The sequence below is a fragment of the Paraburkholderia sp. GAS448 genome, from assembly GCF_050435685.1.
Lineage (GTDB): Bacteria > Pseudomonadota > Gammaproteobacteria > Burkholderiales > Burkholderiaceae > Paraburkholderia.
Map to the genome: position 1 here is coordinate 89,451 of NZ_JBNDKT010000001.1, position 13,188 is coordinate 102,638.

Sequence of the window (13,188 nt, forward strand, 5' to 3'; positions counted from 1 at the left end):
TACCCAAACACATCCTGACCTCTGGAGTAGCAAACATGGCTAATTCATGGCGTATTTCCGCGCTCGCGGACCGTCATCGCGCATTGGGCTCAAACCTCGAAGACTGGAACGGAATGGGCACCGCATGGACATACTCCGGCGACCTCGCCGATCAGCACGAGGCGATTCGAACCAAGGCTGGCTTGATGGATGTATCCGGCCTGAAGAAGGTCCACTACGTCGGCCCACACGCGGAAAGTCTGCTCAACTGGACAACCACGCGCGACATCAGCAAGCTCTACCCCGGCAAGTCAGTGTATGCGGCGATGCTGAATGAAGACGGCAAGTTTATCGACGACTGCATCGTCTACCGGACCGGGCCAAATGCGTTTATGGTCGTGCATGGCTCCGGAACCGGTTATGAACGCCTCGTGCGCTCCGCGCATGGCCGCCAGGTCGCCGTGCTGTTCGACGACGACCTGCATGATCTGTCTTTACAGGGTCCCGCCGCCGTGGACTTCCTCGCGGAACATGTGCCGGGCATTCGCGATCTGCCTTATTTCCATCACCTGCAAACGCGGCTTTTCGGCAAGCCGGTGATGATCTCGCGCACCGGCTACACCGGCGAGCGCGGCTACGAAATCTTCTGCAAGGCCGCGGATGCACCCTTCATCTGGGACACCGTCCTCGACAAAGGTGCGGCGTTCGGCATCATCCCGTGCGCGTTCACGGCGCTCGACTGGTTACGCGTCGAAAGCTATCTGCTGTTCTTCCCCTACGACAACTCCGAGATGTACCCGTTCGTGAACGAAAAGGCGGGCGACACGCTGTGGGAACTCGGGCTCGACTTCACCGTATCGCCGGGAAAAACCGAGTTCTGTGGCGCGGGCGAACACTTCCGTCTGCAAGGCAAGGAGCGTTTCAAGATCTTCGGCGTGCTGGTGGACTCCACCGAAGCGGCCAACGGCCGCGACGCATTGTGGAACGACGGCAAGCAGGTCGGCGTCGTCACATGCGGCATGTACTCACGGCTGACCGGCACCTCGATGGCTATCGCACGCCTCGATGTGGACTACGCACGCCCCGGCGCGCCGCTCGAAGTGCGCGGCAGCATCAAGGCCCGTGCAAGCGCCGCCGAACTGCCGTTCGACGATCCGGAAAAGAAGAAACGCACCGCGATCGGCTAATCCTTTGCGGGTCTCCCGCTACATCTCTCACGCCGTCTCTCACGTATTTTCAGGAGTGTCGCAGTGACCCCGAATTACATACTGACGATCAGTTGCCCGGCCACCTCCGGCATCGTCGCGGCCGTCTCGTCCTATCTCGCGCAATCGGGCTGCTATATCAGCGAGCTGGCGCAATTCGACGACGAATCCAACGGCACATTCTTCATGCGTGCGGTGTTCCGCTTCAACGAAGCGAAGACCGGCAGCATCGACAAGCTACGCACCGACTTCGGCAGCATCGCAAACGACTTCGCGATGCAATGGAAGCTCTACAGCGCCGCGCAACCGATGAAGGTGCTGCTGATGGTCAGCAGGTTCGACCATTGTCTCGCCGACCTGCTGTACCGGCATCACAAAGGCCAGCTGCACATGCAGATCACCGCCATCGTCTCCAACCATCTGGACCTGCGGCCGATGGCGGAGCGCGAAGGCATCCGTTTCATCTATCTGCCGGTGACACCGGAAACCAAGGACCAGCAGGAAGCCGAACTGCTGAAGATCGTCGCCGAGACGGAGACGGAACTCGTGGTGCTCGCGCGCTACATGCAGATTCTCTCCAACAACCTCTGCAAGCAGCTCGCCGGCCGGGCCATCAATATCCACCACTCGTTTCTGCCGGGATTCAAAGGCGCGAAGCCGTATCACCAGGCATTCGAACGCGGTGTCAAGCTGATCGGCGCCACAGCGCACTACGTCACGTCAGATCTCGACGAAGGACCGATCATCGAACAGGAAGTGCAGCGTGTCGATCACGTCCTGCAACCTGACGGCCTCGTAGCGATCGGGCGCGATACGGAAACGGTGGCGCTGTCGCGTGCGGTGAAATTCCATACCGAACATCGCGTCTTCCTCAATCGCGACCGCACCGTGATCTTCCGATGACTCAGGCTCAACTCATTGACGGCAAAGCCGCCGCTGCGGGACTGCTCGAGACGGTCAGGCAGGACGTGGCACAGCTTCAGGCTTCTGGCGTGATGGCGACGCTCGCTGTCGTGCTGGTGGGCGACGATCCTGCGAGCCATATCTATGTGCGCAACAAGGTGCTGCGTGCAAACGAAGTCGGCATCCGTTCGATCGAACACCGGCTACCTGCCGATACCGGGCAGGACGCACTGCTGTCGCTGATCGGCACGCTGAACGCCGATATCGGCGTGAACGGCATTCTCGTGCAGATGCCCTTGCCCGCGCAGATCGACGAGGGCGCGGTGATCGATGCGATCGACCCGGAAAAGGACGTGGACGGCTTTCATCGCGAGAACGTCGGCCGGCTGGTGCTCGGTGAGCCGGCATTGACGCCATGCACGCCGAGCGGCTGCCTGTTCCTGCTGAAACAGACGCTTGGCGATCTGTCCGGCAAGCATGCGGTGGTGATCGGCCGCTCGAACATCGTCGGCAAACCGATGGCTTCGCTGCTGCTGCAGGCGAACTGTTCGGTGACCGTGCTCCACTCGCGCAGCATCGGCGCTCGCGAGTTGTGCCGTCAAGCCGATATCGTCGTCGCCGCTGTCGGACGAGCGCAGATGGTCGACGCAAGCTGGATCAAACCGGGCGCGACGGTCATCGACGTCGGCATCAACCGCATCGAAATCGGCGATAAAACGCGCCTCGTCGGCGATACGGAGTTCGAGAGCGTCTCACGTGTGGCCGGCGCCATTACGCCCGTTCCCGGCGGTGTGGGTCCGATGACGATCGGCTTTCTGATGAAGAACACCGTTCTGGCTGCAAGGCGCCAGTCGCGGCAACAGGCCGCTGACGCTGCCGCGTATCGGTGAATCCGTGTTCCTGGCTGGCGTATCAGCATCGCTTTCCAGCGGGAGATCCTGTGTTGTCGTACGAGATATCCAGTGAGTGAAAAACCATGAAAAAGCGCGTCGCAATCATAGGTGCGGGCCCTTCCGGGATGGCGCAATTGCGCGCTTTCCAGTCCGCGAGAGAAAAAGGTGCAGACATTCCCGATATCGTCTGCTTCGAGAAGCAGAAGGACTGGGGCGGCATGTGGAATTACACGTGGCGCACCGGCACCGACGAGAATGGCGAGCCGGTGCACGGCAGCATGTATCGCTACCTGTGGTCCAACGGGCCAAAGGAATGTCTGGAGTTCGCGGACTACACATTCGAGGAGCATTTCGGCAAACCGATCGCCTCGTATCCGCCGCGCGAGGTGCTGTGGGACTATATTCGCGGACGCGTGGAGAAAGCCGGCGTACGGCCTTATATCCGCTTCAATACGACGGTCCGTCAGGTGAGCTTCGACGCCGCAACCAGAAAATTCACCGTCACTGCGCAAGACTTTTCCGCCGGCACGACGGCGTCGGAAGAGTTCGATTATGTCGTCAACGCGTGCGGCCACTTCTCGACACCGAATGCGCCAACCTTCCCCGGCTTCGAGAGTTTTGGCGGCCGCATCCTGCATGCACACGATTTCCGCGACGCGCTGGAGTTCAAGGACAAGGATGTGTTGCTGGTCGGCAGCAGCTATTCGGCGGAAGACATCGGCTCCCAGTGCTACAAGTACGGTGCGAAGAGCATCACGAGTTGCTATCGCACGGCGCCGATGGGCTATCACTGGCCCGAAAACTGGGAAGAGAAACCGATATTGCAGCGCGTGCGCGGCAATATCGCTTACTTCGCCGACGACACACACAAGCGCATCGACGCGATCATCCTCTGCACAGGATATCAGCATCACTTTCCGTTCCTGCCCGACGAACTACGCCTGAAGACCGGTAATCGCCTGTGGCCTTTGAACCTCTATAAAGGCATTTTCTGGGAAGACAATCCAGGCCTGATCTACCTCGGCATGCAGGACCTCTGGTATTCGTTCAACATGTTCGACGCTCAAGCCTGGTATGCGCGCGATGTGATCCTCGGACGCATCACGCTGCCGCCGAAAGCGGAAATGACCGCACACAGCCTCGCATGGCGCGCGAAAGAAGAAAAGCTCGTCACCAATCAGGAAATGTTCGAGTTTCAGGGTAGCTACATCCAGGAGCTGCTCGATGCGACCGACTACCCGAGTTTCGACATCGAAGGGGTGAACCAAACCTTCCTCGAATGGAAACACGACAAGCATGACGACATCATGGGCTACCGCAACAAGTCCTATCGCTCGCTGATGACCGGCACGCAATCCCCGCCTCATCACACGCCGTGGCTGTCGGCACTCGATGACTCGATGGACGCGTATCTTGGCGAACCCGTTCCGGCGTTGAAAACCGCCGGCTAACCGGCGCGAGCCAGGGAAGAACATGCTGATACGCACCCCCATAAGCTCGCGTCCCGCTGAGCCGGCGCTGTTTGCTCGCGCGGCCGGATGCGAACGATATCGCGTGGCGGGCGGCGGCCTCACGGTCGTCGCGCTCACGCCCGGCGATACTTTGCAGATCATGGATATCGAAGGCCTGCAGCCCTGCGAACTCATGGCTTTCGATGCACATGGCGAAGCGGCGCTGGCCGCGCTCGAGCTACAAGCGTCGGCGGGCGCTTCGTTCATTGCGAGTCTGTTGCATAACAGCGCGGCCTCGCATGTGCTGACCGGTCTGCTCAAGCGTGGCGTCGATGCGAGCGCATTGCAGTCCGCGGCGACTATCTGGAACGGCGACACACCGGCGGGCTTTACGCGAGAACTCATTGCCTCCGAAGCACTGCTCGTCATCGTCGCCGCGCCGGGTGCCGCAAGGGCGATCGATTCGCAGAACCCGCCCACTGGCTTGCTTCTCACGATCGATCGCGCGAATCCCGCGCTGCTTGCCGCGCCGCCGCTTCCAGCACCATTGGCGGACACGCTGAACGACTTCACGATCCAGCCCGGCACCGCCACCGCGTACACGGTGCGCGCGGGAGAATACATCCAGGTACTGGACGTCGCAGGTCGCCAATGTTCGGATTTCGTCGCCTTCGATCTCGCCGCGCTGGACAGAAACAAAGAACTCGACCTCGACCAGACCGTGACGAGAACGCTGAATGGCAATGCGTATCCCGCTCCCGGCCTGTTCTCGAAGTTCTTCAATCGAAACATGCAGCCCATGCTCGAAGTCGTACGCGACACGGTGGGCCGTCACGACTCATTTGCACTGGCGTGCGCGGCGCGCTATTACGAAAGCCAGGGCTACTTCGGCCATAGCAACTGCAGCGACAACATGAGCCGCGCCCTCGCCGCTTTTAACGTGGCGCCGCGCCCCGGCTGGCCCGCGATCAATTTCTTCTTCAATACCCGCATCAACGCACATCAGCAGATGACGCTCGATGAACCGTGGTCGCGTCCAGGCGACTACGTGCTGATGCGCGCGCTGACCGACCTCGTGTGCGTGAGTTCGTCCTGTCCCGACGACATCGATCCCGCGAACGGCTGGAATCCGACCGATATCCAGATCCGCGTCTATCCGAACAAGGAACGCTTCTCCATTGCCATGGCTACCCGAACCACGCCCGATGCCGAACCGGTACTGACCCGCGAGTCAGGCTTTCATGCAAAGACGTCCGCGCTCACCCGCCATTTCACCGACTATCGCGGCTGGTGGCTGCCCACGCACTACGAGGGCTTCGGTACCGTCGAAGAATACTTCGGCTGCCGGGAGCGCGTCGCCATGATGGATATGTCCGCGCTTCGCAAGTTCGAGATCATCGGTCCCGACGCGGAAGCCCTGTTGCAATACTGTCTGACGCGCGACGTCCGGCGGCTCGCGGTCGGCCAGGTCGTGTATTCGGCGATGTGCTATCCGCACGGCGGCATGCTCGACGACGGCACGCTGTTGCGCCTCGGCCCGGACAATTTCCGCTGGATTTGCGGCGAAGACTACGCCGGTGTCTGGCTGCGCGAGCAGGCGGCGGCGCTCGGCATGAAAGTGTGGATCAAATCGGCCTCGGACCAGATTCACAATCTGTCGATTCAGGGACCGCTGAGTCGCGAGTTGTTGACGCAGATCGTGTGGACGCCGCCCACCCAGCCGGCACTCGATAACCTCGGCTGGTTCCGCTTTCTGGTCGGCCGGCTCGACGACTACGAAGGCTGTCCGATCATGGTCTCGCGCACCGGCTACACCGGCGAACTCGGCTATGAAGTCTGGTGTCATCCGCAGCATGCCGAACGCGTGTGGGACCGCCTGTGGTCGGCTGGGCAACCGCGAGGAATGGTTCCGCTCGGACTGAACGCGCTCGATATGCTGCGCGTCGAAGCCGGCCTGATCTTCGCCGGCTACGAGTTCACCGACGAAACCGATCCGTTCGAAGCAGGCATCGGCTTCTCGGTGCCGCTGAAGAGCAAAGCCGACGACTTCATCGGCCGCGAAGCGTTGCTTGCCCGCAGCGCGCATCCGCGGCACAAGTTGGTCGGACTCGAACTCGACGGCAACGAACCCGCGCATCATGGAGATTGCGTGCACGATGGGCGCGCGCAGATCGGCGTGGTCACCAGCAGCGTGCGTTCTCCGATCCTCGGCAGGATCATTGCGCTGTGCCGTATCGATATCACCCATGCCGAACCGGGAACACGCGTACAGGTCGGCAAGATCGACGGGCATCAGAAACGCATCGACGCCCAGGTCGTGGCGCCGATCTTCTACGATCCGGACAAGAGCCGTGTCCGCGCCTGAACGGCTGCAGCACGGGCCCCGGCGCGGGCAATGGCGCGCGGCTTGCGCCAGGTAGCGCAGCGGGGCTGCGCCACCAACCCCGCTCAATGCCGGATCAAGGACCACAACAGCAGCGCCAGCAACAGCACCACGACCACCTGCCAGAACAGCACCGGATCGCTCTCGAGCAAGGGCTTGCGCCGAATCGGCGCCATCGCGTCTCGACCGCTCGAAAAACGTTCGAGATCAGCGCAGACTTCGAGCACGTCCTGATACCTGCGCGCCGGATCGGGCTGCAGCGCTTTCTCCAGCACCAGGTCAAGCCATTGCGGCGCGTCCGGCCGGTACTGATAGAGCGGCACGCGGCCATTGAAGCCGTAGGGCAGCTTGCCGCCGCTGAACAGCCGGTACAGGGTCACGCCATACGCGAACACCTCGGAGCGCGCGTCGCCCTGTGCGCCCTTCATCAACTCAGGCGCCATATAAGCGGGCGAGCCCGGTGCGGCGTCGGGACCCGGCAACTGCATGCCCGGCATATAACCGAAACCGAGATCGAGCAGGCGCGTGCTATCGCCCCGCATCACCAGCACGTTTTCGGGTTTGATATCGCGATGGAAGATATTGCGGCGATTCAGCACGTCGATCGAATGGCCTAGCTGCCGCGCGATCTCGAGCGCACGCGGCAGCGCCATGGGCTGAGGCGCCGCCAGCAGTTTTTCGAGCGTGACGCCTGCGCCGAGCGGCATCACCACATAGAGCCGGGTTTGCCGGTCGGCGTCGACCGGCATCGGCGCGAGCACGCCATCGTCGCCGATCTTGCCTGCCAGCCAGCGCTCGCGCACGATCGACTGCCGCACGTTCTCGTCCTGCTCGACACGCGGCTTGGGAAACTTGAGCGCCAGCGGCGTGTTCGGCTCCGTTAGATCGTAGCCGGTGAAAATCCGCGAATAGAAGCCATCGCTCAACACGCTCTTGAGCAGATATCCATCGACCACATCGCCGGCATCAGGCACCGCCAGAATCGGCAGGGCGCCGACCACCCGCTCAAGGTAACCGACATCGAGCAAAGGCAGGGCGCCCACATCGAGCACCGCGCTCGTCACGTCGTCCTGCGAGCCGCGGGTGACCGCCAGCGCGCCGAGCCGGCGCGCAGTTTCGAGCGCACCGCCGCGCGCCGCCAGCACCGTCTGCAGTTCGCGCATCGGCACGCGGCGATAGAGTCCGTCGGAGCACAGCAGCAGGCGGTCGCCCTCGCGCAGCTCAAGGGTTTCGATGCGCGTCACCAGCGTCGGAAGCATGCCGACCGCATGCGCCACATAAGAACCGAAGGCGACCGGCACCACGTCGTCGTCACCGATCTGGATCAGTTGGCCATCGCGCAGCAGATAGAGCCGCACATCGCCAGCCGCTACCAGATACGCGGTAGCGCGGCGCACGATCAGCGCCGCAAAGGACGCGGCCATCTGCTTCAGTGCGGGGTCGACGCGGCCGATCTGATGCAGCCAGCCGTGGATTGCGTCGAGCGCGCGCGCAGCGGCCACGCCGGGCTGCAAGGTGTCGGCGAGCCCGTAATAGGCATCGATAAAGGTCCGCACCGAGAGTTCGGCCGCGACCCGCCCGCCCTTGCTGCCGCTCACGCCATCGGCCAGGGCAATCACGCTGCCACGCGCGGCGCGCGCCGCCAGATCGCCGAGCATCACGCCGACGTAGTCTTCGTTGATGTGATCCTGCCCGCGGGCGCGGGCAGGGAAAGAAACACAACCGATCTCGAGAGCGGCGCACTCGCCGCGCTCCGGCCGCAACTGCAGATCGATTTCCTGGCCGCCCATTCCGCGACCGCTAGCGGGCCTTCCCTCTGGATCGTCTGGCATCCGGCCCGAGTTCGGTGCGGGCAAGCTATCCCGGGAGAAGGGTTCACTCATTTACTTTTTGCCGTGGGTCATCACGTCGCTTGTTTCCAGATCGTGCTCGATCTTCTCGAGCACCTGCGGCGAGCGCTTCTTGAGCATCATCAACCAGATTGCGCCAACCAGCATATACGCAACGAACAGATAGGGCAGGATGTTATACGGATAATCGGGCACCGGATACACGCTGCCGATCACCGCGCCGACCATCGCCAGTGCGCCGAGCACGCCCCACACGACGTTGCTCGTCTTGAGCTCGCCCTGCTTCTTCAGATAAACCGGTGCCGCGATTGCGACCAGGAAATACACGACCAGGAAGCCAAAGGTCGCAAACGTACTGGTATAGCCGAAGGTGTTGAGCGGCCCCGTGCCGAGCATCGCGATGCACACCACGAAGGTCACGATGGAGGAAAACGCAACGGCGAGGTATGGTGTCTGGTGCGTGCGGTGCACCATGCCCATCGAGCGGTGCACGAACTGATAGCGGCCCATCGAATACAGCAGGCGGCTGGACGAGTTGATGCACGCAAGCACGCACGAGAACGCGCTGACCGAGGCGATCAGATAAAACACCGGACCGAGCGGCGAGGCGCCGACGCTCGTGAGCAAGGTGCTGAGCACGGCCGAATCGCCGCCGAGCTTGGCTGCGTCGTCGTGGTAGGCGATCGTCATCGAATAGGCCACAAACATGAAGAACAGGCCCGACAGGATCACGCACCAGACCACCGCACGCGGAATGACGCGCAGAGGGTTCCTGGTTTCCTGGCCGAGCGACGCCGCGCTCTCGAAACCCACGTACGAGAAAATGCCGAGCACCATGCCCTGTGCCATGCCCTTACCGCTCACGCCCTGCAGCCCCAGTTGCGTATGGTCGATGATATGGTCCGGATGCAGTGCGAGCACATAGATCAGCACACCGCCCACGATCACCACCGAAGCGGCTTCGATTGCCAGCGACAGGCGCGAGGAGAGCTTCACGTCACGTGCCGAGAAGAACCAGGCCAGGCCGACAAAGATCGTGTAGACCGCCCACGACGGGATATTGATACCCCAGGCCGAAAAAGCGTTCTGCACGAACACTACGCCTGCGGCGCCAACCCCCATTGCAGTGCCCACGTAAGCCGCGATCAGGCCCCAGCCGGCAATGCCACCCGCCATCGGCCCAAGCGCGCGCGAGATATAGATAAAGAACGAACCAGCCGACGCGATCCGGCTCGAGAGCGCGATGATGCTCATGCTCACCAGCAGCAGCCCGAGCGTCGAAAGACCATAAATCAACCATGTCCCCGCGCCGGCCAGCGCCGCGATCGCGGTCACGTTGATCGACGGCGTGAAGGTAGGCGAAAGGTTCGCGATGGATTGGCCGATGACCTCGGGAAAACCTAACGTACCGGCACGCAGGCCGCCGGATGATGCCGGTGCTGCTTGCGTGGTGCTTTGCGGAGTGCTCATGTTGGGCTCCTGATAGATTGGTGAGTCAAGGTTGAATGCACTCAACTCTTCCACAGTCAAAAATCTCGAAACAACTCAATTCATTTGGTCCATCCGGGAATCCACGAAGTACCCGCGAGCGGAATGCGCGCCATTGCCGCGGCCTCGACCGTCAGCGCGACCAGATCCTCCGGTTCGAGGTGATGGACGTTCTGCTTGCCGCACGCTCGCGCGATCGTCGTCAGTTCCATGTTCAGCGTCTTCAGGTAGTTGCGCACGCGGCGTGAACCCTCATCGGGCTGCACGCGCTGTTCGAGCACCGCGTCCTGCGTGGTCACGCCGACCGGGCACTTGCCCGTGTGGCAGTGATGGCAGAAACCCGGCGACGTGTTCAGCGCCGCGTAGTCCGCCGCCGCCGAATGCAGCGCGCCGTCCTGAAAGTACGTATCGCTGTTGCAGCCGAGCGCCATCAGCATGCCCTGCCCGATCGCCACCGCGTCCGCGCCGAGCGCCAATGCCTTCGCCACGTCAGCACCGGTGCGGATGCCGCCCGAGACGATCAGTTGCACCTGGCCTTTCATATTCAGGTCTTCGAGCGCGTCCACAGCCTGGCGAACCGCGGCCAGCGTCGGAATGCCGACGTTCTCGATGAAGCAGGTCTGCGTCGCCGCCGTGCCGCCCTGCATCCCGTCGATCACCACCACGTCCGCGCCCGCATGCACCGCGAGCTTGACGTCGTTGAACGTGCGGGTTGCGCCGACCTTCACGTAGACCGGTTTTTCCCAGTCGGTGATTTCGCGCAGTTCCTGAATCTTGATCGCCAGATCGTCCGGGCCGGTCCAGTCCGGGTGACGGCTCGCCGAACGCTGATCGACGCCGGCCGGCAACGTGCGCATCGAGGCGACACGCGGATTGACCTTCTGCCCGAGCAGCATGCCGCCGCCGCCCGGTTTCGCGCCCTGCCCGATCACGATTTCGATCGCATCGGCGCGGCGCACGTCGTCCGGGTTGAAGCCGTAGCGCGACGGCAGGCACTGATAGACCAGCGTCTTCGACGAGCGGCGTTCTTCCTGCGTCATGCCGCCGTCGCCGGTGGTGGTCGAGGTGCCCATCGCGGTCGCGGCCTGGCCGAGCGCTTCTTTCACGTTCGCGGACAGCGCGCCGAAGCTCATGCCGGCAATCGTGATCGGAATGTCGAGCACCACCGGCTTTTTGGCGAAGCGCGTGCCGAGCACTGTCTGCGTCGCGCATTTCTCGCGATACCCTTCGAGCGGATAGCGCGACAGCGAGGCGCCGAGAAACAGCAGATCGTCGAAATGCGGCACACGGCGTTTCGCGCCCAGACCGCGAATTTCGTAGAGGCCGCGCTGCGCGGCGGAGTGGATATAGTCGATCGTCTTGCGGTCGTAGCCTTGCGACTCTTCCTGCTGCAAGCGGACGAATTGAACGGGTTTGGCTTCCATGGGGACCTTCTTCGAGAGCGTGTGTTCAATATTCCTGGTTCGCGTCGGCGTTCCAGTGATAGAGCGTGCGAGCGGAGGCGATCCGTTTGAACGACGCCGGGTCGTGGTCCATGCCGGCGGCGGTGAGCAGGGCGCGCACTGCGTCGATATCCGCCTGCGTCATCGGCTCGTACTGCGCGTCCGCGCCGAGCGATTTCACTTCGCCGCGCACGTACAGCACCGCTTCGTAAAGCGAGTCGCCGAGCGCATCACCCGCATCGCCACAGATCACCATGCGGCCCGCCTGCGCCATGAACGCCGAGAAGCTGCCCACCGAGCCGCCCACCACGATGTCGCCACCCTTCAGCGAAATACCGCAGCGCAGGCCCGCATCGCCGTCGATCACCAGCAGGCCGCCGTGCGCCGAAGCGCCCGCGCCGTTCGACGCGAAACCCCTCACATGCACCTTGCCGCTCATCATGTTTTCCGCGACGCCGGTGCCCGCGCTGCCGTCGATCTCGATCGTCGCGTGTTTGTTCATGCCGCCCGCGTAATAGCCGGCGTGACCGGCGATCGTCACTCGCACCGGCGCATCCACACCGACTGCGAGGTTATGCGCGCCGTTCGGCGCGACGACCGTCACCGTCTGGCCCTCCAGTTCGCTCGCCGGTTTGTGCAAGAACTGGTTCAGCTCACGGACCGTCGCGCGCTCCAGGTCGAAAGTCAGGCTTTCCATACATACATCTCCTCAGGTGCAGGTTCGAAGACCCTGGCGTTTTTGATATCGGGCAGATGCGCGAGCGAGCGGAACTCGGAAGCGATAGCGACGTAGTCGTCGTTTTCCGCGACCACCGCCGGCTTGCACGCGAACGGATCGCGAATCAGCGCGAGTTCGGTCGAGGTGCCCATCAGGAACGTGTAGAAGCCGTCGAGTTCTTCGAAACCCTTCTGCAATGCGACCGGCAACGTGTCGCCTTCGCGCAGCCGCCATTCGAGAAAGCGGCAGGCGGCTTCGGTGTCGTTGTCGGTATCGAAGTGAATGCCTTGCGGTTCGAGCTTGCGGCGCACGCCATGCGCGTTCGACAGCGAACCGTTGTGGACGAGGCAGAAGTCGTCGCCGGCCGTGAACGGATGCGCGCGGTCGGGCGTCACCGCCGATTCCGTCGCCATGCGTGTGTGGCCGACCAGGTGCGAGCCTTTCAGGTTCGCAAAGTCATAACGCTCGGCGACTTGCGACGGCGAGCCAATATCCTTGTACAGATCGATCGAGCGGCCGCTCGACAGCAGATACAGCTTCGGATAGCGCTCGCGCAGCCACGTCTTCACGCGCTCGACATTGCCTTGCACCGTCAGTACCGCATGATTGCCCTTCGCATCGACACGGGCGGTCACGTCCATCGCCGCGTTCAATGCGTCCAGCAGCGGTTGCCATGCGAAGTCCGCGCCTTCGTCGGTGAAGCCCGCGTAGATGCTCAGCTTGCGCTGACTCGCATCGACCTGTTTGCCGAACACCGCGAGGCCCGCCGAATCCGGTCCGCGCTCGGTCATGCCGATCAGCATCGGCACCATCAGTTCGCCGAGCCTTTCGCGCAATGCCGGCGTCTTGACCAGCAAGCCTACAATTCCGCACATA

General features: G+C 62.6%; 10 protein-coding genes. 5 read left to right on the top strand and 5 right to left on the bottom strand.

The genetic code is table 11. The annotated features are described in order from the left end of the window. Positions 1-35: 35 nt before the first annotated feature. The 5 genes from P3T23_RS00435 to P3T23_RS00455 all read left to right on the top strand — a co-directional run bounded on the left by P3T23_RS00435 (position 36) and on the right by P3T23_RS00455 (position 6,796). A complete protein-coding gene (locus tag P3T23_RS00435) occupies positions 36-1,166 on the top strand; it encodes an aminomethyltransferase family protein (protein ID WP_429314237.1) in 1,131 nt (376 codons plus the stop codon). 63 nt (positions 1,167-1,229) lie between these two features. Beyond that, the gene (purU, locus tag P3T23_RS00440; protein ID WP_429314238.1) at positions 1,230-2,087 is read left to right on the top strand and encodes a formyltetrahydrofolate deformylase; all 858 of its coding nucleotides are present in this window, start codon (positions 1,230-1,232) and stop codon (positions 2,085-2,087) included. Beyond that, a complete protein-coding gene (locus tag P3T23_RS00445; protein WP_429314239.1) occupies positions 2,084-2,977 on the top strand; it encodes a bifunctional 5,10-methylenetetrahydrofolate dehydrogenase/5,10-methenyltetrahydrofolate cyclohydrolase in 894 nt (297 codons plus the stop codon). Before purU ends, P3T23_RS00445 begins: the two co-directional genes overlap by 4 nt. 86 nt (positions 2,978-3,063) lie before the next feature. Next, positions 3,064-4,431, top strand: a complete 1,368-nt coding sequence (locus tag P3T23_RS00450) for a flavin-containing monooxygenase (protein ID WP_429314240.1) — start codon at positions 3,064-3,066, stop codon at positions 4,429-4,431. A gap of 22 nt (positions 4,432-4,453) precedes the next feature. Further along, positions 4,454-6,796: a DUF1989 domain-containing protein gene (locus P3T23_RS00455; RefSeq protein WP_429314241.1), complete on the top strand. Its 2,343-nt coding sequence runs from the start codon at positions 4,454-4,456 to the stop codon at positions 6,794-6,796. Positions 6,797-6,879: 83 nt separating this feature from the next. Here the strand turns inward: P3T23_RS00455 and P3T23_RS00460 are convergent, their stop codons facing one another. The 5 genes from P3T23_RS00460 to P3T23_RS00480 all read right to left on the bottom strand — a co-directional run bounded on the left by P3T23_RS00460 (position 6,880) and on the right by P3T23_RS00480 (position 13,187). After that, positions 6,880-8,697 carry a bifunctional protein-serine/threonine kinase/phosphatase gene (locus tag P3T23_RS00460; RefSeq protein WP_429314242.1) on the bottom strand — a complete coding sequence of 606 codons (1,818 nt, stop codon included), beginning with the start codon at positions 8,695-8,697 and terminating at the stop codon, positions 6,880-6,882. Next, positions 8,698-10,134, bottom strand: coding sequence for an APC family permease (locus P3T23_RS00465; RefSeq protein WP_429314243.1), 1,437 nt, complete (start codon positions 10,132-10,134; stop codon positions 8,698-8,700). A gap of 80 nt (positions 10,135-10,214) precedes the next feature. Continuing rightward, positions 10,215-11,576, bottom strand: a complete 1,362-nt coding sequence (locus P3T23_RS00470) for an FMN-binding glutamate synthase family protein (protein WP_429314244.1) — start codon at positions 11,574-11,576, stop codon at positions 10,215-10,217. A gap of 25 nt (positions 11,577-11,601) precedes the next feature. After that, a complete protein-coding gene (locus tag P3T23_RS00475) occupies positions 11,602-12,291 on the bottom strand; it encodes a protein glxC (RefSeq protein WP_429314245.1) in 690 nt (229 codons plus the stop codon). Beyond that, complete coding sequence (locus P3T23_RS00480) at positions 12,279-13,187, bottom strand: class II glutamine amidotransferase (protein ID WP_200621254.1); 909 nt, start codon at positions 13,185-13,187, stop codon at positions 12,279-12,281. Before P3T23_RS00480 ends, P3T23_RS00475 begins: the two co-directional genes overlap by 13 nt. Position 13,188: the final 1 nt, after the last annotated feature.